This window comes from Nonomuraea sp. NPDC004186 (assembly GCF_053603495.1).
In genome coordinates this window covers 1-18,235 of sequence record NZ_JBSGFQ010000070.1, presented here as the reverse complement: position 1 = coordinate 18,235, position 18,235 = coordinate 1, and the positions used below count along the sequence as shown (strand labels likewise).

General features: G+C 69.8%; 17 protein-coding genes. 12 read left to right on the top strand and 5 right to left on the bottom strand.

The genetic code is table 11. From position 1 onward, the window contains the following. Positions 1–36 precede the first annotated feature (36 nt). Positions 37–3,024, top strand: coding sequence for an alpha-mannosidase (locus ACWEPL_RS41805; RefSeq protein ID WP_452439457.1), 2,988 nt, complete (start codon positions 37–39; stop codon positions 3,022–3,024). On the opposite strand, the gene ACWEPL_RS41800 is transcribed toward ACWEPL_RS41805, so the two are convergent. Continuing rightward, complete coding sequence (locus ACWEPL_RS41800; RefSeq protein WP_452439456.1) at positions 3,021–4,193, bottom strand: ROK family transcriptional regulator; 1,173 nt, start codon at positions 4,191–4,193, stop codon at positions 3,021–3,023. The genes ACWEPL_RS41805 and ACWEPL_RS41800 overlap by 4 nt on opposite strands. An 87-nt stretch (positions 4,194–4,280) precedes the next feature. Between ACWEPL_RS41800 and ACWEPL_RS41795 the strand changes: the two genes are divergently transcribed. The 4 genes from ACWEPL_RS41795 to ACWEPL_RS41780 are packed head-to-tail and all read left to right on the top strand — an operon-like array spanning position 4,281 to position 8,013. Further along, positions 4,281–5,639, top strand: coding sequence for an extracellular solute-binding protein (locus tag ACWEPL_RS41795; protein ID WP_452439455.1), 1,359 nt, complete (start codon positions 4,281–4,283; stop codon positions 5,637–5,639). Continuing rightward, the gene (locus tag ACWEPL_RS41790; RefSeq protein ID WP_363972058.1) at positions 5,636–6,550 is read left to right on the top strand and encodes a carbohydrate ABC transporter permease; all 915 of its coding nucleotides are present in this window, start codon (positions 5,636–5,638) and stop codon (positions 6,548–6,550) included. The genes ACWEPL_RS41795 and ACWEPL_RS41790 overlap by 4 nt, the downstream gene beginning before the upstream one ends. After that, the gene (locus tag ACWEPL_RS41785) at positions 6,547–7,368 is read left to right on the top strand and encodes a carbohydrate ABC transporter permease (protein WP_350727208.1); all 822 of its coding nucleotides are present in this window, start codon (positions 6,547–6,549) and stop codon (positions 7,366–7,368) included. Before ACWEPL_RS41790 ends, ACWEPL_RS41785 begins: the two co-directional genes overlap by 4 nt. A gap of 39 nt (positions 7,369–7,407) precedes the next feature. Then, positions 7,408–8,013 carry a VOC family protein gene (locus tag ACWEPL_RS41780; RefSeq protein WP_363972061.1) on the top strand — a complete coding sequence of 202 codons (606 nt, stop codon included), beginning with the start codon at positions 7,408–7,410 and terminating at the stop codon, positions 8,011–8,013. Between the two features lie 459 nt (positions 8,014–8,472). Here the strand turns inward: ACWEPL_RS41780 and ACWEPL_RS41775 are convergent, their stop codons facing one another. Further along, the gene (locus tag ACWEPL_RS41775) at positions 8,473–10,140 is read right to left on the bottom strand and encodes an endo-1,4-beta-xylanase (protein WP_452439454.1); all 1,668 of its coding nucleotides are present in this window, start codon (positions 10,138–10,140) and stop codon (positions 8,473–8,475) included. Between the two features lie 208 nt (positions 10,141–10,348). Between ACWEPL_RS41775 and ACWEPL_RS41770 the strand changes: the two genes are divergently transcribed. The 5 genes from ACWEPL_RS41770 to ACWEPL_RS41750 all read left to right on the top strand — a co-directional run bounded on the left by ACWEPL_RS41770 (position 10,349) and on the right by ACWEPL_RS41750 (position 15,320). Continuing rightward, positions 10,349–10,855: a cupin domain-containing protein gene (locus tag ACWEPL_RS41770; protein ID WP_363972064.1), complete on the top strand. Its 507-nt coding sequence runs from the start codon at positions 10,349–10,351 to the stop codon at positions 10,853–10,855. Positions 10,856–10,944: 89 nt separating this feature from the next. Beyond that, on the top strand, positions 10,945–12,606 hold the full coding sequence (locus ACWEPL_RS41765) for a class I adenylate-forming enzyme family protein (RefSeq protein WP_452439453.1): 1,662 nt from the start codon (positions 10,945–10,947) through the stop codon (positions 12,604–12,606). 194 nt (positions 12,607–12,800) lie between these two features. Next, positions 12,801–13,211: a hypothetical protein gene (locus tag ACWEPL_RS41760; protein ID WP_452439452.1), complete on the top strand. Its 411-nt coding sequence runs from the start codon at positions 12,801–12,803 to the stop codon at positions 13,209–13,211. Between the two features lie 21 nt (positions 13,212–13,232). Continuing rightward, positions 13,233–13,586 (top strand): nuclear transport factor 2 family protein, encoded by a 354-nt coding sequence (locus ACWEPL_RS41755; RefSeq protein WP_225963469.1) that lies wholly within the window; start codon positions 13,233–13,235, stop codon positions 13,584–13,586. A gap of 444 nt (positions 13,587–14,030) precedes the next feature. Continuing rightward, entirely contained in the window at positions 14,031–15,320 is a 1,290-nt protein-coding gene (locus tag ACWEPL_RS41750; protein ID WP_363972071.1) for an MFS transporter, read from the top strand. Between the two features lies 1 nt (position 15,321). Here ACWEPL_RS41750 and ACWEPL_RS41745 read toward each other — a convergent pair whose 3' ends face one another. Next, positions 15,322–16,062, bottom strand: coding sequence for a metallophosphoesterase family protein (locus ACWEPL_RS41745; protein WP_452439451.1), 741 nt, complete (start codon positions 16,060–16,062; stop codon positions 15,322–15,324). Between the two features lie 81 nt (positions 16,063–16,143). Here ACWEPL_RS41745 and ACWEPL_RS41740 point away from each other — a divergent pair, with 81 nt between their 5' ends. Continuing rightward, a complete protein-coding gene (locus tag ACWEPL_RS41740) occupies positions 16,144–16,746 on the top strand; it encodes a Uma2 family endonuclease (RefSeq protein ID WP_350727200.1) in 603 nt (200 codons plus the stop codon). Between the two features lie 6 nt (positions 16,747–16,752). Here ACWEPL_RS41740 and ACWEPL_RS41735 read toward each other — a convergent pair whose 3' ends face one another. Continuing rightward, entirely contained in the window at positions 16,753–16,986 is a 234-nt protein-coding gene (locus ACWEPL_RS41735; RefSeq protein WP_449896212.1) for a hypothetical protein, read from the bottom strand. A 24-nt stretch (positions 16,987–17,010) separates the two neighbouring features. On the opposite strand from ACWEPL_RS41735, the gene ACWEPL_RS41730 reads away from it, so the two are divergent. Next, positions 17,011–17,424, top strand: coding sequence for a Uma2 family endonuclease (locus ACWEPL_RS41730; protein WP_452439450.1), 414 nt, complete (start codon positions 17,011–17,013; stop codon positions 17,422–17,424). 43 nt (positions 17,425–17,467) lie between these two features. On the opposite strand, the gene ACWEPL_RS41725 is transcribed toward ACWEPL_RS41730, so the two are convergent. Beyond that, a partial coding sequence (locus ACWEPL_RS41725; protein ID WP_452439449.1) for a phenylalanine--tRNA ligase subunit beta-related protein occupies positions 17,468–18,235 on the bottom strand: 768 nt, incomplete at its 5' end.

The window sequence follows — 18,235 nt, the reverse complement described above, 5'->3', positions numbered from 1 at the left end:
GCTGATCTGTCGCCTTTCCGTGGGGAGCCGCCTGACATGCATGATGACCGCAACCTGGTCGAGGCCCGCCTGCAGCGGGTGCTGGACGAGCGCATCCGCCCGGCCGTGTATCCCGAGTCCGTCCCGCTGGAGGTGGCGGTCTGGCACGCGCCGGGCGAGCCCGTACCGGTCGCGGAGGGGCTGGCGGCGACGCCCGAGCCGATCGCGACCGGCACCGCGTGGGGCGCTCCTTGGGGCACGAGCTGGTTCACGGTCACCGGCACGGTGCCCGCCGAATGGGCGGGCAGGACCGTGGAGGCCATCCTCGACCTGGGCTTCAACGAGAACATGCCGGGCTTCCAGAGCGAGGGCCTGGTCTACCGCCCCGACGGCTCGCCGGTGAAGGGCCTCAACCCCCGCAACCAGTGGGTACGCATCGGCTCCCCCGTCGAGGGCGGCGAGCGGGTGCGCCTGCACGTCGAGGCCGCCTCCAACCCCGTCATCCTCGGCTACCCGCCCTTCCGGCCGACGCACCTGGGCGACAGGGAGACGGCCGGTGGCGACCCGCTGTACCGGCTGGCCCGCATGGACCTGGCCGTCTTCGACGAGACCGTGTGGCAGCTCGTGATGGACCTGGAGGTGCTCGGCGAGCTGATGCTGGAGCTGCCCGCCGACGGCACCCGCCGCTGGGAGCTGCTGCGGGCCCTGGAGCGGGCGCTGGACGCCGTCGATCTCCAGGACGTCAACGGCACGGCGGCCGCCGCCCGGGCCGAGCTGACCGGCGTGCTGTCGTCCCCGGCGGTGCCCTCGGCGCACCGGATCAGCGCCGTCGGCCACGCGCACATCGACTCGGCCTGGCTGTGGCCGCTGCGCGAGACCGTGCGCAAGGTGGCCCGCACCGCCTCGAACATGACCGCCCTGCTGGAGGACGAGCCGGACTTCGTGTTCGCCATGTCGCAGGCGCAGCAGTGGGCGTGGATCAAGGAGCACCGCCCCGAGGTGTGGGCGAAGGTGACCAAGGCGGTGGCCGCGGGCCGGTTCGTCCCGACGGGCGGCATGTGGGTGGAGTCCGACACGAACATGCCCGGCTCCGAGGCGATGGCCCGGCAGTTCGTGCACGGCAAGCGGTTCTTCATCGACGAGTTCGGCATCGACAACGAGGAGGTGTGGCTGCCGGACACGTTCGGGTTCGCGGCGGGGCTGCCGCAGATCATCAAGGCGGCCGGGTCGAAGCGGCTGCTCACGCAGAAGATCTCGTGGAGCCAGACGAACACGTTCCCGCACCACACGTTCCTGTGGGAGGGCATCGACGGGACGCGGATCTTCACGCACTTCCCGCCGGTGGACACCTACAACTGCTCGATGACCGGCCGCGAGCTGGCACACGCGGCCCGCAACTTCAAGGACAAGGGCGTCGCGCGGCACTCGCTCGCGCCGACGGGCTGGGGCGACGGGGGCGGCGGCACGACGCGCGAGATGGTCGCCAAGGCGGCCAGGGTGCGCGACCTGGAGGGCTCGCCCGCCGTCACGTGGGAGCCGCCCGCCCACTTCTTCGCCAAGGCCGAGGCCGAGTATCCGAACCCGCCGGTCTGGGTGGGCGAGCTCTACCTCGAGCTGCACCGCGCCACGCTCACCAGCCAGGCCAAGACCAAGCAGGGCAACCGGCGCAGCGAGTCGCTGCTGCGGGAGGCCGAGCTGTGGGCGGCCACCGCGGCCGTGCGCGCCGGGGCCTCGTACCCGTACGAGCGGCTCGACCGGATCTGGAAGACGGTGCTGCTGCACCAGTTCCACGACATCCTGCCGGGCTCGTCGATCGCGTGGGTGCACCGGGAGGCGCGCCGGACGTACGAGGCGGTGGCCGCGGAGCTGAACGAGATCATCGACACCGCGCAGCGCGCCCTGGCCGGCGACGGCGACCGCGGGGTGGTCTTCAACGGCGCCCCGCACACCCGCCACGGCGTTCCGGCAGGAGGCGCCCGGGCCGTCTCCGGCGCGCGGTGGACGGAGACGCGCGAGCGCGACGGCGGCGGTTTCGTCCTGGAGAACGACCTGCTCAGGGTGGAGATCGACGCCCGCGGCCTGGTCGTGTCCGCCCGCGATCTGACGGCGGGCCGGGAGACCGTCCCGCCCGGCCAGGCGGCGAACCTCCTGCAGCTCCACCCCGACTTCCCCAACAAGTGGGACGCCTGGGACGTGGACGAGTTCTACCGCAACACGGTCACCGACCTCGTGGACGCCGACGAGGTGAGCCTCGACGGCGACGGGGTCCGCATCCGGCGCTCGTTCGGGTCCTCCACGGTGACGCAGGTGCTCACGCTGGCCGGCGGGCGGCTCGACATCCTCACCGAGGTCGACTGGCACGAGACGGAGAAGTTCCTCAAGCTGGCGTTCCCGCTGGACGTGCGCGCCGACCGGTACGCCTCCGAGAGCCAGTACGGCCACGCCTACCGCGCCACGCACACCAACACGAGCTGGGAGGCGGCCAAGTTCGAGGCGTGCAACCACCGCTTCGTGCACGTGGAGGAGCCGGGCTGGGGCGTCGCGCTGGTCAACGACTCGACGTACGGCCACGACGTCACCCGGGCCGTCCGCCCGGACTCGGGCACGACCACCACCGTGCGCGTCTCGCTGCTGCGGGCCCCGCGCTTCCCCGACCCGGAGACCGACCAGGGCGTGCACCGCTTCCGGCACGCGCTCGTGCCGGGTGCGACGATCGGCGACGCGGTGCGCGAGGGCTACTTCGTCAACCTGCCCGAGCGCCTGGTGGCCGGCGCGGCGGCGGAGGTGGAGCCGCTGGTCACGGTGGACGACGACGCCGTCGTGGTGACCGCCGTCAAGCTGGCCGACGACGGGAGCGGCGACGTGATCGTACGCTTCCACGAGTCGAGGGGCGGCCGGGCCCGCGCCACGCTGACGCCGGGCTTCCCCGTCGCCGAGGTCGTCGCCACCGACCTGCTGGAGCGGCCCACGGGCGCGCCGGGGCAGGGGCTGTCGGTGTCGCTGCGCCCGTTCGAGCTGGTCACGCTCCGGCTGAAGCGGGCCTAGTCGCTGAGGAGGGCGCCCAGGCGGGGCGCGTACGTGGCGTGAAAGACCAGTGAGGCCGCGCCGATCGCGGCGGCGTCGGCCGCGATCGGCGAGGTCTCCACGCGGACGGCGTGCAGCCGCCTGGCCAGCGTCCTGGTCGACACGGCCCGCGCGATGACCTCGCGGTAGAGCTCCCCCACCTCCCTGAGCGCGGGCCCGCCGAGTACGAGCAGGTCGATGTCCAGCATGTTCACCACGCTCACGGCGGCGTCGGCCAGCCGCTCCGCCACCCGTTCGATCACCCGCCGCGCCTCGGGCTCCCCCCTGGCGGCGGCCGCGCAGACGGCCTTGTGGGAGACGCGCCCGCCCATGGCGGCCTCGATGGCGCTCGGGCAGCAGACCGCCTCCACGCAGCCGCGGTTGCCGCAGTAGCACTCGGGCCCGTCGGGCTCGAGCGTGATGTGCCCGAACTCGGCCGCGTTCAGCGACCGCCCCCGATATACCTGGTTATCCAGAAATATCCCGCCACCGATGCCCGTCCCCAGGTACAGGTAGGCGAAGCTCGGCGTGGTCCGCGCGATCCCGGCCCACCGCTCCCCGATCGCCGCGGCGGTGGCGTCGTTGTCCACGGTCACCGGGAACCGCGTGTGCTCGTGCAGCAGCGCCTTGATCGGCACCTGGTCCCACGCGGGCAGCCTGGGCGGCGAGACCATCACCCCGTCCCCGTCCAGCGGCCCCGGGCAGGCCAGCCCTACCCCCAGCACCTTGCCGTCCGCCACCCCCGCCTCCCGCAGGATCCGCCGCGCGGCCCTGGCCATCTGCCGGATCACCGCCTCGGGCTCCAGGCCGGGCCGTACGGGCCGGCGCAGCCGCTCGACCGGCCGCCCGGCCAGATCGGCCAGCACGCAGGAGATCTCCTCGGGATCGAAGTGCACCCCGATCGCGTAGCCGGCGTCCGGGTCCACGCGCAGGATCGTGCGCGGCTTGCCCCCGCCCGACGGCACGGACCCGTCCTCGACGACGAGCCCCTCCTCCAGCAGCCGGCGCACGATCACGGACACGGTCTGCGCGGTCAGCCGGGTGCGGGCGGCGATCTGCACCCGGCTGATGCCGTCGGACGCCTGGATCGCCTCCAGGACCACGGCCCGGTTGTAGCTCCCCACCTTGGGCAGGTTCGTGCCCAGTCGCATGTGAGCCATGTCACCACAGAGTGTTGACTTAGTAAATCAAATAGATTTACGTTCTCCGCAAACCCAAGGAAACACGGGGAGCGCGTGATGAAACGTACGCTGGCCGGTTCTCTCCTCCTTCTCCTGACCGCCGTCGCCGGGTGCGGTGGCGGCACCCCGCAGAACGCCTCAGGCGCCAAGGAACTCGAGGTCCTCTACAAGGTCGAGACGACGTGGCCGTACCTGGAGAAGATGCTCGCCGCCGCGAAGCAGCAGTACGAGTCCGCCCATCCGGGCGTCAAGATCAAGCTCACGGCCGTCCAGGGCAACAACGAGGCGTACTACACGAAGCTGGCGCTGCTCAACCGCTCCCCCGACTCGGCTCCGGACCTCTACTACCACGACACGTTCCAGGTCAACGCGGACGTCGCGGCCGGCAAGCTGGCCCCGCTCGACGACTACCTGGCGAAGTGGCCCGACTGGAGCGCCCAGTTCCCCGACTCGGTCAAGCAGGCCGCCAAGGGTGGCGACGGCAAGATCTACGGCGTGCCGATCAGCACGGACACGCGCGGCCTCTGGTACCAGAAGGACGTCTTCGCCAAAGCCGGCCTGCCGGTCCCGTGGGAGCCGAAGACCTGGAACGACGTGCTGACGGCGGCCCGCACGATCAAGCAGAAGCTGCCCGGCGTCGTCCCGTTCAGCATGTACGCCACCAAGATCCATGGCGAGGCGTCGACCATGCAGGGCTTCGAGATGCTCCTGTACGGCACGCCGGGCGGCACCCTGTACGACGACGCGCAGAAGAAGTGGGTGGCCGGCGGCAAGAACTTCACCGACGCCCTGACCTTCGTCAACACCGTCTTCCGGGAGGAGCTGGGCCCGAAGCAGGCCGACGCCCACAACGCCAAGCTCGGCGACAAGGTGACCATGGAGTGGTTCCCCGAGGCCAAGCTCGGCATCTCCCTCGACGGGGCCTGGGCGAGCTCGGCCTGGAGGCCCACCGGGACCAAGCCGTGGCCCGAGTGGACGGAGAAGATCGGCTGGACGCCCATGCCGACGCAGAACGGCGAGGCGCCGGGTGCGGTCAGCATGTCGGGTGGCTGGGTCATGGCGATGAGCGCGTACACCAAGCACAAGCAGGAGGCGTTCGACTTCATCACCACGGCCACGAACAAGGAGAACTCGATGGCGTACTCGGTCGGCACGGGTGACCTGGCCGCCCGCAAGGACGTGGCCGCCGACCCGAAGTACAGCGCCGACAACCCGAGCGTCAAGTTCTGGACCGACCTGGCCTCCGTCACCCACTACCGGCCCGCGTACGAGGTGTACCCGAAGGTGTCCACCCAGGTCCAGGAGGCCATGGAGGCGGTCGTGACCGGCTCGCGGACCCCTGAGGAGGCCACCGCGAACTACGCCAAGGCGCTCCCGGCCGCGGTCGGCGGCCCCGACAAGGTCCTGTCGCGATGACGATCGTCACCGCCCCGCCTCCGCCCGTGACGAGCCGCCCGGTACGCGGCTCGTCACGGCGGAACGCCATGCGCTGGCTCCTGCCCCTGGGTCCCGCCCTGGTCCTGCTCGCGCTCTTCCTGGCGGGGCCGATCCTGTGGAGCGTCTACATAGCCTTCACCAACGAGACGTTGACGGGCTCGGCCTCGGTTCACTCGCGGTTCGTCGGCGTGGCCAACTTCGTCAAGCTCTTCGGCGACCCGAACTTCCTGAACTCGTTCCTCCTGACGTTCGTCTTCGTCATCGGCTCGGCGGTCATCGGCCAGAACACCCTCGGCCTGATCATCGCGCTCCTCCAGCGCGGCCGCGGCCGGGTGACCCGCAGCGTCGTCAACGGCGTGGTGATCGCCGCCTGGGTGGTGCCGGAGGTCGTGGCCGCGGCCTGCTGGTTCTCGTTCCTGGCCGAGGAGGGCACGCTCAACAGGGTCCTGGGCCTCTCCCAGGAGTGGCTCTACACGGCCCCGATGCTGGCGGTGATCCTGGCGAACATCTGGCGCGGCACGGCCTTCTCCATGCTCGTCTACTCGGCCGCGCTCTCCGAGGTGCCCGCCGACCTGGTGGAGGCCGCCGCCGTGGACGGCGCGGGCCCCGGCCGCCGGCTCCTGCACATCACGCTGCCGCTGATCCGCCGCTCCATCATGGCCAACCTCATGCTGATCACGCTGCAGACCCTGGCCAGCTTCGGCCTCATCTACGCCCTGACGGGCGGCGGCCCGGGCACGGCCAGCCAGACGACGCCGCTGTACATGTACGAGCAGGCGTTCCGCTACTTCGAGATCGGCTACGGCTCGGCGATCGCGCTGGTCATGCTGGTGATCGGCGCGCTGTTCTCGCTGGTCTACCTGCGCCTGATCAAGGTGGAGGACTCATGACGAGGCTCGCCGGCCGCGCCGCCGCCCTGCTCTCGCTGGCGCTGATCACGCTGGCCTTCCTGGGCCCGTTCCTCTGGGTCCTGCTCGCCTCGGTCCAGTCCGAGGCGAGCCTGGCCGCCAAGCCGACGCTCTCCTTCTCGCTGGACAACTTCAAGGCCGTCCTGACCTGGGACACGATCATCCTGCCCCTGATCAACTCGATCGTCATCTCGGGCTCGACGGCGGTGCTGACGGTCCTGGTGGCGGGGCTGGCCGCGTACCCGCTGTCGCGCTACCAGCTCCGCTACCGCCGCCACTTCATGCTGAGCCTCCTGTTCACCACGGGCCTGCCGGTGACGGCGATCCTCGTGCCGGTCTACGCGATGTTCTTCCGCTTCAACCTGTACGGCTCCGTGCCGGCCATGGTGCTGTTCCTGACGGCGAGCTCGCTGCCGTTCTCGATCTGGATGATGAAGAACTTCATGGACGGCGTGCCGGTGAACCTGGAGGAGGCCGCCTGGGTGGACGGGGCCGGCTGGCTCCGCTCGCTGACGACGGTGGTGGGCCCGCTGATGGCCCCGGGGATAGCCGTGGTGGCCATCTTCGTCTTCGTCGGCCAGTGGGGGAACTTCTTCGCCCCCTTCGTCCTGCTGGACACCCCGGAGAAACAGCCGGCGGCGGTCACCGTCTACACGTTCTTCTCCCAGTACGGGCAGGTGGCCTACGGCCAGCTGGCCGCCTTCTCGATCCTCTACACGGCGCCGGCGGTGGTCCTCTACGTGGCCGTCAACAAATACCTGGCCAGTTCCTTCAGCTTCGCCGGCTCGGTGAAGGGCTGACGGCTTACCAGAGGTAGTTGAAAGGCGTACGGTTGACGCATGGCTGCGACCCCGGACACCGTGCACTGGCGCGGCGTGCACCACCTCGCCCTGGTGACCGCGGACATGGACGCCACCGTGCGATTCTGGCACGGCGTGCTCGACGCCCGCCTCGTCACCACCCTCGCCGTCCCCGCGTTCAAGCACTACTTCTTCGAGGTGGCGCCGGGTAACACCGTCGCCTTCTTCGAGTACACCGACCAGCCGCTCGACAGCTTCGCCAAGCCCGCCGGCGTGCCCTACCCCAAGGCGGCGCAGTTCGACCACCTGTCGCTGCACCTGCCGGACGAGGACGCGCTCAACCGGCTGCGCGACCGGCTCAAGGCGCACGGCTGCGAGGTCACCGACGTCATCGACCACGGCTTCCTGCGGTCCATCTACTTCAGCGACCCGAACGGGATCGCGCTCGAGGCCTCCTGGTGGACCGTCGATCCGACCGGCCGGCCGGTGGACTACTCCGACGAGCGCCTGTTCGCCGACCCCGACCCGGTCCCCGCCGTACGGGAGTTGCGGGAGGAGGGGCGGCTGCGCCGGACGGTGGCCACGCGCCTGGTGGACGGCATCGTGGAGGACCTCAGGCGTGAGGGGATCACGCTGGATCCTTGAGTTTCACGAAGGCATCACGTGGGGAAGGTCGACGCTTGACCTGCCCCACGTTAGCCTGACCTCAGTTCGCATGTATGCCACTACATGCGGCGGCCGTTTAGTCGATCATGGCTGTGGTAGCGCCGATCGCTATGACAACGGCGGCAAGTATGACGAGAAACCGTACGGTCCGGGGTGTTGACTTGATCGCATCCCGGACTATGCGTCCGAGCTCTTGCACGATCGTGGTCCCAAAGCCCGATGGATCGCACATCGCAGGTTTCACCTCCCCCCAAATCGGGCCCCTGACCTGCACCGTCCCTCCTTTCTTAATCTTGGTTCCACGGTGCATGAGGGTCTCCCAATCTGCAAGTAGGCTTCACGTGGTTCTCCGAGTGTGAAAGTAAATTTCAGTCCACAGGCGCGCCACGACCTGCCGGTCAGAAAACCGGCAGGTCGTGAAGGCCCGGGAGATCGGGCCTATGCGCAGGCGTAACCGGAGGGCGTCTGCGTGTTGCCGCTCGGCCGGCTGACCTGGAAACCGAAGGTGGTACTGGCGTTCGGGGCCAGGTTTCCGTTGTAGGCGAGGTTCTTGGCAGTGACGGTCTGCCCGCTGACGGTGAGGGTCGCGTTCCACGAGCCGGTCAGCGTGTGCCCGGCGGGCAGGGTGAAGGTGACGGTCCAGCCGGTGATGGCGGAGGTCCCGGTGTTGGTGACGGTCACGGGCTGGACGACGTACCCGGTGGCCCACTGGGTCTGCACGGTCCCGGCGGCCGTGCAGCCACCGCCGCCGCCGGGGCCGGCCGTGGTGGTGAAGGTGCCGAGGGCGGAGTTCGCCGAGACGTTCCCGGCCCCGTCACGGGCCCGGACGTACACCTGGTACTGGGTCGAGGGGCTGAGCCCGGTGAGCGAGATCGAGTTGGTCGTGGACTGGCCGAGGAGCTGGTCGGTCGCGCCCTGCTCGCGGTAGACGTCGTACCCGGCGAGCCCGCTCCCGCCGCTGTCGGTCGAGGCGGTCCAGGTGAGCGAGGCCGAGTTCGAGGTGACGCTGCCCGCCGAGGGCGTGCCCGGCGTGGTCGGCGGGGTGGGGTCGGTGGTCGTGCCGCCGGCCAGCGCGTCGTGCACGGCGGTGTACGACGACTTCTGCTGGTAGCTCTCGTCGTAGATCAGGGCCGCGCCCTGCCCGGAGAACGTGTCGGGCACCCAGGAGTACTTGTCGGTGAAGCCCCAGATCGTCACGCCGGCGCAGGCGGTCACGGCCAGGCAGGCGTTGACGACGTTGCGGTAGTAGGTGGCCTGCGTGGCGTCCTTGGTGGCGTCCCTGGGCATCACCATGCGCACGTCCAGCTCGGTGATGCGGACCTGGACGCCGAGGGCGGCGAAGCGCTGGAGGTTCTGCTGGAAGTCGTTCGGGAAGCCGTACTGGATCGCGAGGTGCGTCTGGAAGCCGACGCAGTCGACGGGCACGCCCTGCTGGCGCAGCGACGAGACCAGGTTGTAGATCGCGGTGCTCTTGGCGTTGATCCCCTCGGTGTTGTAGTCGTTGATGCACAGCCGGGCGTCGGGGTCGGCGGCGCGGGCGGCCCGGAAGGCGTCGGCGATGTAGCTCTGGCCCAGCGTGTTGTACCAGAACGACGTGCGCAGGTTGCCACTGTCGTCGAAGACCTCGTTGACCACGTCCCAGGAGACCACGGCCGGGTTACTGGCGTAGTGGCCGACGACCTGGCTGATGTGGTTCTGCATGGCGCTGCGCATGGCGGTGGCGCTCAGGCTCTGCACCCAGCCCGGGGTCTGGTTGTGCCAGACGAGCGTGTGGCCGTGGACCTGCTGGTTGTTCTGGGTGGCGAAGTTGACGATGGCGTCGGCGCCGGAGAAGTTGAACTGGCCCTGGCTCGGCTCGGTCGAGTCCCACTTCATCGCGTTCTCGGCGGTGACCTGGCTGAACTCGGTCGCGGCGATGTTGCGGTAGGCGGTCTCGTTGGCGAGCGGGCTGGTCGCGAGCGCCGCCCCGATGAACTTGCCCTTGGCCGCCGCGTGGGTGCGTAAGGGCGCGGAGGCGTGGGCCGGGCCGGCCGGCAGGAGGAAGGCTGCGAGCATCCCCACGAGGGCGAGGAGGACTCTGACGGGCGAGGACGAATGCACGGACATCTACCTCCGAAAGCTTTCGATCCCGGTGGATCGCATCGAAGACGGTATTGACATGCTGGATCAGGGTCAATGCCGACCTCGTGCGGCCACTAAACAAGCAGCTAAACGATAGAAACTATCGGAAAAGAAATGAAACTTTCATGAGCCTTGCCCCCGCCGGGGCCCTCAGGAACATTGGTAGCAATCACCCTCATAGAAGGGCAGACCAATGGCAGACGGGCTCGTCTTACCCCCCGGCGCCGGGCAGTCGCTCGGGTCCATGGGGATGACGCTGAAGGTCGGGGCGGAGCACTCGAAGACCTGGTCGGTGTTCGAGAACACGATCGCACCGGGCTTCGACGTCGGCGCCCATTTCCACCACCACGCCGAGGAGCTGTTCTACATCCTCGACGGCGAGCTGGACCTGCTGGCCTTCCAGCCGCGGGAGATCACCGGCGAGCCCTGGCAGACGTGGGAGTCGGAGGGCGGCGCCCGGACGGTGCGCGGCGGCCCCGGCAGCCTCATGTACGTGCCCGCGGGCTGCCCCCACGCCTTCGCCAACCCCGGCGCCACGCCCACCCGGATGCTCTTCATCGTCACCCCGGCGGGCCATGAGCACTACCTGCGCGAGCTGGGCGAACTGCTGTCCCGCCCGGGGCCGCCCGACCAGGCCGCCGTGATCGAGCTGCGGACCCGGTACGACATCCAGCAACTGTCCCCCATCGGCCTCGGCTGAGCCCGTTCCCGGCGAGCTAGCGCAACGTACCTACCGGTCGGTACTGTGATTTATCCAGAATAATCGTCCACTAGCCGGGAGTTCGGTGTATGTCCCTTTCGCACGCCCAGGTCGTGGCCCAGCTCACCGGACCCGGTCAGCTGTTCGAGATCGAGGAGATCGGCGACACCGGGATCCGCACCTGGAAGCACGCGCCCACCCACTTCCGCGCGCTGCTGGAGATGAGCCGCTTCCACGGCGAGAAGGTCTTCCTCGTGTACGAGGACGAGCACATCACGTTCGAGGACCATTTCCGCCGCGCGGCCACCCTCGCCAACCGCCTGGTCGAGGAGTACGGGGTGCGGAAGGGCGACCGGGTGGGCGTGGCCATGCGCAACTACCCTGAATGGGTCGTCTCGCTGTCGGCCGCGCTGGCGGCGGGGGCCGTCGCCGTACCGCTCAATGCCTGGTGGACGGAGGCCGAGCTGGCCTACGGCGTGCGGGACTCCGGAGCCAAGGTGCTGATCGCGGACGGCGAGCGCGCCGCCCGGCTCGCCGCGACGGGCGTCCCCCTGATCGTCGCCCGGGGCGAGGTCCCGGAGGGCGCGCGCGGCTTCGACGACGTGCTGGGCGAGGTCGCCGCCGACGTCACGCTCCCCGCCGTCGAGCTGGCCCCCGAGGACCCCGCCACGATCTTCTACACCTCCGGCACGACCGGCAGCCCCAAGGGGGCGCTGGGCAGCCACCGCAACCTGGGACAGTCCCCCATGACCGTCGCCTTCGGCCTCATGCGGGCGGTGGCCATGGCGGGCAAGGACGTCGGGGCCGCGGCCGGCACCCGCCGGGTCACGCTCCTGACCGTCCCCCTGTTCCACGTCACGGGCTGCTTCTCCGCCCTGACCACCACGATGTTCGCCGGCGGCGGCCTCGTGCTCATGTACAAGTGGGACCCCGAGCAGGCGCTGCGGCTGATCGAGCGGGAGCGCGTGACCGCCATGATCGGCGTGCCCACGAACGCCTGGCAGCTCATGTCCCACCCCGACTTCGGCAAGTACGACCTGTCGTCCCTGACCACCCTCGGGTACGGCGGCGCCCCCGCCCCGCCCAAGCTCCTGGAGCGCATCACCCACAACCTCCCCGACCGCGCCCCCTCCAACGGCTACGGCATGACCGAGACGACCGCCCTGGCCATCGGCAACGGCGGCGCCGACTACCAGGCCAAGCCCGACAGCATCGGCCTGCCCTCGCCCGTCGTGGACGTGCGCGTGGTCGACCCCATGGGCGCCGAACTGCCGCCCGGCGAGGTGGGCGAGCTGTGCGTACGCGGCCCGAACGTCATCCTGGGCTACTGGAACAAGCCGGAGGCGACGGCGGAGACGTTCGTGCACGGCTGGCTGCACACCGGCGACCTGGCCAAGATCGACGAAGAGGGCTTCGTCTACATCGTGGACCGGGCCAAGGACATGGTGATCAGGGGCGGCGAGAACGTCTACTGCGCCGAGGTGGAGGCGGCCCTGTTCGAGCACCCGGCGGTCGACGACGCCGCCGTGATCGGGGTGCCGCACGAGGAGCTCGGGGAGGAGGTCGGCGCGGTCATCCGCCTGGCGCCCGGCACCTCGGTCGCCACCGAGGATCTCCAGTCGTTCCTCAAGGACCGCATCGCCAAGTTCAAGATCCCGGCGCACATCTGGTTCCGGGAGGGCGAGCTGCCCCGCAACCCCGGCGGCAAGATCCTCAAGACCCACCTGCGCAGGGAGATCCTGGGCGCGTAACCCCGCTCTTTCCGCCTCCCGGCACCTTGCTCTCGCCGGGAGGCTTTCGCGTGACCACCGTCACATTATGAGCGTTACCGCAGGTGGAACGGACTTCCGACCGTCCCCTTTACGTGGCGGGTAATCGCGCCCCCTACGTGGCGGCTGACATCTTTCAGGTGTCGCGAAAAACCGCCACCAAGGGAGCCCGAGACATGAGCACCGCCCTGACCATCACCGCCGACCGGATGAAGTTCCTGCGCCTCGCGCTGGCCGCCGACGCCGTCGTCACCGGCGGCAACGGGCTGGTCTACCTCGCCTTCGCCGGCCCCGTGAGCGACCTGCTCGGCCCCGCCGCGGCCCTGCTGCGCGGCATCGGCGTCTTCCTGCTGGTGTACGGCGCCGCCGTCGGCCTCCTCGCCACCCGCCGCGCCATCAGCCCCGCCGCCACCAGGGCCGTGATCGCCCTGAACATCGTCTGGACCCTCGGCAGCATCGCCGCCGTCGTCACCGGCGCCGCCGATCTCACCACGATCGGCGCCATCTGGACCATCGCCCAGGCCCTGGTGGTCGGCGTGTTCGCCGAACTCCAGATCGTCGGCCTCCGCAAGACCCGCAACAACTGACAAAAAGAAGGAATGACCATCATGAACCTCATCGAGCGCTACGTCGCCGCCTGGAACGAGACCGACGCCGACGCCCGCGCCAAGGCCGTGGCCGAGCTGTGGACCGAGGACGGCACGTACACCGACCCCCTGGCCGACGTGAAGGGCCACGACGCGATCGCCGCGGTGATCGCGGGCGCCCAGGGCATGTTCCCCGGCCTGGTGTTCACCCCGGGCGAGGTGTACGACGCCCACCACCACATCGCCCGCTTCACCTGGCACCTGGGCCCGGAGGGCGGGGAGGCGGTCGCGGTCGGGTTCGACGTGGTGGAGCTGGCCGAAGACGGGCGGATCCGCACGGTCCTCGGCTTCCTCGACAAGGTCCCCGCCGCCTGACCCTCCCCCTCTTTCCGCCGAAGGCTCCCGCTCCTCGCGGGAGCCTTCCGCATGCCCGCCCACTCCCCACACACCAAAACCAGCCCCCGCCCGCCCAACGCCCCCTCCCGACCCGCCATCTCCCAACCCAGCACCCCGGACCCGGCGCCTCCCGGCCCGCCACCGCCTCGGGCACCCTCCCGGCACGGCACCGCCTCGGCACCTCCTGGCCCGCCACCCCCGGCCCGCCCCCTCGGCCTGGGGTTCTCCGGCCCGGGACCCTGCCCATCCCGCAGGCCCCTTCCGCAGGCCTCCTCCCATGGGCCGCTCCTACAGACGACGACCCCCTCCCCTTCCATGAGCAGGCCCCGAGGGACATCAACCCCGGTCGGCGGCGAAGGGACCCGACAGACCCGCCGAAAACGATTTGCCCCGATCATCACCCGAGCCGGAAAATTGACGCTCGTGCTGCCCACCGGACTGAAGCGCTTCCTGCGTCACTTCACCATCGACCTGAGCCCCCTGCGCGACTCCCGCGACTACCGCCTCCTCTTCGCCTCCGGCGTCATCACGATGTTCGGCACGTTCATCACCATGGTCGCGGTGCCGTACCAGATGAAGGAGCTGACGGGCTCCTACCTGGCGGTCGGCCTGGTGAGCCTGGCGGAGTTCGTCCCGATGGTGGTGTGCGGCCTGTGGGGTGGGGCGATCGCCGACGCGCTCGACCGCCGCAAGATCATCGTCCTGAGCGAGCTGGGCCTCCTGGTCACCACGGGCGCGCTCACGGTCAACGCGATGCTCCCCGACCCCCAGGTCTGGGTCCTGTACGTGATGGGCGCCGTCTCCACGGGCATCTCCTGCCTGCAGCGTCCCAGCCTGGAGGCCGTGTTCCAGCAGGTGGTCAAGCACGAGCAGCAGGGCGCGGCGGCGGTGCTGTCGAGCATGCGCTGGAACTTCGGCGCCATCGTCGCCCCGGCGCTGGGCGGCCTGCTGGTGACCGCTTTCGGCTCGGCGGCGGCGTACGGCATCGACACGCTGAGCTTCGTGGTGTCGCTGGCGCTGCTGTGGCGGATCAGGTCACTGCCGCCGGCCGAGGACGCCGCCCCCGCGTCACTGAAGTCGCTGGCCGAGGGCATGCGGTACGCGGTGCGCCGCCCCGACCTGATGGGCACGTACCTGGTGGACATCGCGGCCATGGTGTTCGCGATGGGGACGTCGCTCTTCCCGTTCCTGGCCGACGAGCTGCACTCCCCGCAGGCGCTGGGGCTGCTGTACTCGGCGGGGGCGGTGGGCGCGCTGGCCGCCTCGATCACCGGCGGCTGGGCGGCCCGCGTACACCGCCAGGGCCTGGGCGTGATCATCGCGGCCGCCCTCTGGGGCGTGGCGATCGCCGCGTCGGCGCTGGCCCCCAACGTCTGGATGCTGTTCGTCTGCCTCGCCTTCGCGGGCGCCGCCGACATGATCAGCGGCATCTTCCGCATGACGATGTGGAACCAGACGATCCCGCCGGAGCTGCGCGGGCGGCTGGCCGGGATCGAACTCCTGTCGTACGCGTCCGGCCCGATGCTGGGCAACGCCCGCGCCAGCCTGATGGCCAACTTCGGCGGCACCCGCTTCTCCCTCGGCGCGGGCGGCCTGCTGTGCGTGGGCGCCGTGCTCGGCCTGGCCGCCGCGCTGCCTGGGTTCCGCACGTACGACGCCAGGACCGACGACCACGCCCTGGCGGAGAAGCTCCGCAGGGAGGCCGCCGTCTAGGTCACCGGTTTTCCGCCTTGGCGAACACCCGCAGCGCCTCGGCGTCGGAGTGAACGTTCGTCACGTAGTCGGCCACCCACTCCTCGATCCCGCCGAACCCGCTCTCCCGCACCAGCCGCTCCCCCACCAGGGCGGCGTCGAGCGGGGTCCGGCGCAGGGTCACGGCGCCGGTGTCGCCGTCCAGCAGCGCCCAATGCGCCCCGCTCTGCCCGTACGGCATGCCGACCGACCCGGGGTTCACGACCAGCACCCGATCGGCCAGCCGTACGAAGGGCATGTGCGTGTTGCCCAGCACCACGGTGCCGGCACTCTCCCCGGCCAGCACCTCGGCCCACCGCTCCAGCGAGCTGTCCGCGAGGATCATCTCCTCGTCGCTGCGCGGCGTCGCGTGCACGAACAACGTGGTCCCCAGCCGCCCCAGCTCGACCACCTGCCGATCGGGCAACCCGGCCAGCAGCTCGACCTGATCCTCCCGCAGTTGCTCGGCCGCCCACTGGGACACGGGATAGGGGCTGGCCTTCCCGCGCACCGCCTCCACCAGCTCCCTGTCGGCGTTCCCATTGACCCACAACGCCCGCTCCCCCAGCGAGACGAGCACGTCCAGCGTCCGCACCGGCATCGGCCCGGCGGCCATGTCCCCGGTCAAGACGATCACATCGGCCCCGGCCACCTCAGGCTCGGCCAGCACGGCTTCGAGCGCGGGCAACACTCCATGAATGTCGGACAACACGGCGATACGCATACATCCACTCTCCCCCAAGGATCGTGCTGTGTATGCATGCATTCACAGGGCGTGAGCGCATTAGATTAGTAGCGTTGGTTCATGACTGCCGAAGCGGTGATCGTTAAGATGACGTATCCCTCGCTGCCCGACTGGGTGTTTCCTCCACCTGGAGGGTTTGTCGCCGAAGCTCTCGATCACATTCCGGATTTGCCTGCGCACACAGAGTTGATTGATGGAAGCTTGGTCTTCGTGAGCCCCCAAGGGGCCTTCCACATGCGCGTCGTCTCGTTCCTTGAGAACGAGCTGCGCCGTGCGGCAGCGCCAGATCTACGTGTGCGTCGCGAGATGACCATTATTCTCGGCCCCACCCAGCGCCCGGAGCCCGACCTCACGGTCGTCAGGGCCGATGCCGTGCACGACGACGAGACCTTCTACCAGGCTCGAGATGTGATCCTCGCCGTAGAGGTCGTCTCCCCCGAGTCCAAGGACCGCGACCGTCACCGCAAACCGCAGCTCTACGCTGAAGCCGCGATTCAACACTTCTGGCGGATCGAGAAGAACTCCGGCAAGCCCGTGGTCTACGTCTATGAACTGGACCCCGCCACCAGTTCCTATACGCTCACCGGCATCCATCACGAATGCCTCAAACTATCCGTCCCCTTCGATCTGGCCATCGACCTCACCGAGATCGACCGGCTCTGAGCCGCCTCAGCCCACCTCCCGCCACCCTTCATACCGCTCCACCAGCTCGTCCACCTTGGCCAGCGCCCCCTCGTCCAGCCCTTCGACGACGACCAGCCACTGCGCGTCCTCGGCGTCGTCCTCCCCGGCCAGCGTCTCCCGCACCACCCGCGGCACCCCGAGCGCCGGAAACCACTCCCCGAGCGTCTCCGCGACCTCCTCGGCGTCATCCCGCTCGGCGAACACCAGCAGATGCTTCATCTTCCTCCTCCCACCTTGCGAGTGATGCTCATGATGCCGCCTTCAACATCGCTTCCCGAGTGGGTCGTCCAGCGGATGAGCGTCAAGCTAGCCCCCCGGCAGCGTCCAGAGCCTGACCTCATCGTCCTGGGACGCAATGCCCCGATCGGCCCCGACGTCACGTGTTTCCACGCCGAGGACGTGGTCCTTGCTGTCGAAGTGGTCTCACCCGACTCAGAGGTGCGCGACAGGAAACGCAAACCCGTCCTCTACGCAGAGGCCGGGATCCCTCATTTCTGGCTGATCGAGAAGATCAACGGCAAGCCGGTCGTCCACGTCTACTCACTCGATCCCGTCACAGAGGCCTACGTCACCACCGGCGTCCACTACGACAGGCTGAAGGTCCCGGTCCCCTTCGACATCGACCTCACCAAACTGTGCAAGAGCAGAACGCGATAGGGGCCGAAACGGCGGCGTTCCGCCGTACCGGCCCCTTCCCAGCTCAGGAGCTACGGAGCTGGGCGCCCACGCGGTCCGTCGCCATGGCCACCGCCGCGTCGCGCGCCGCCGTCGTCTCCTCCACCGTCAGTGTCCGGTCCGCGGCGCGGAAGCGCATCGTGTAGGCGAGCGACTTGTTCCCCTCGCCCACCTGCTCCCCCGCGTAGACGTCGAACAGCCGGATCGACTCCAGCAGCTCACCGGCCCCGTCGCGCAGGGCGGCCTCCACGTCGGCCACCGGCGTGAAGTCGGGCACGATCAGCGCGACGTCCTGCGTGGCCACCGGGTAGGCCGACACCGACGGCGTCTGAACGGGACCCGGCATGGCGGACTCCAGCCGTGACAGCTCCAGCTCCATGGCCGAGGTGCGCGGCGGCAGCCCGTACGCCTCGATGACGCGCGGGTGCAGCTCGCCGGCGTGCCCCACCAGCGTGTCGCCCACGTAGAGGGCGGCGCACCGGCCGGGGTGCCAGGGCTCGTGCTGGTCGGCGCTGATGGACAGCTCCAGCCGCGCCTCGCCCGCGACCAGCCGCGCGGCCTGCACCGCGTCGGCCCAGGAGGCGGTGCGACCGCCGCCCCACCAGCCGGACCGCTCGAACTCGCCGGCCAGCACCACCGCGACCCGTACCGGCTGGTCGGGCAGCGCCGCCTCGATCGAGGCCAGCTCCTCGGCGGTCGGCCCCCGCGTGCCACGCGCAGATCTCCCGAGCCGGTCAGGAGAGCGATGGCCGTGCCGGCCATCTGCCCCGGGCCGCCCGCCAGATAGGCGATC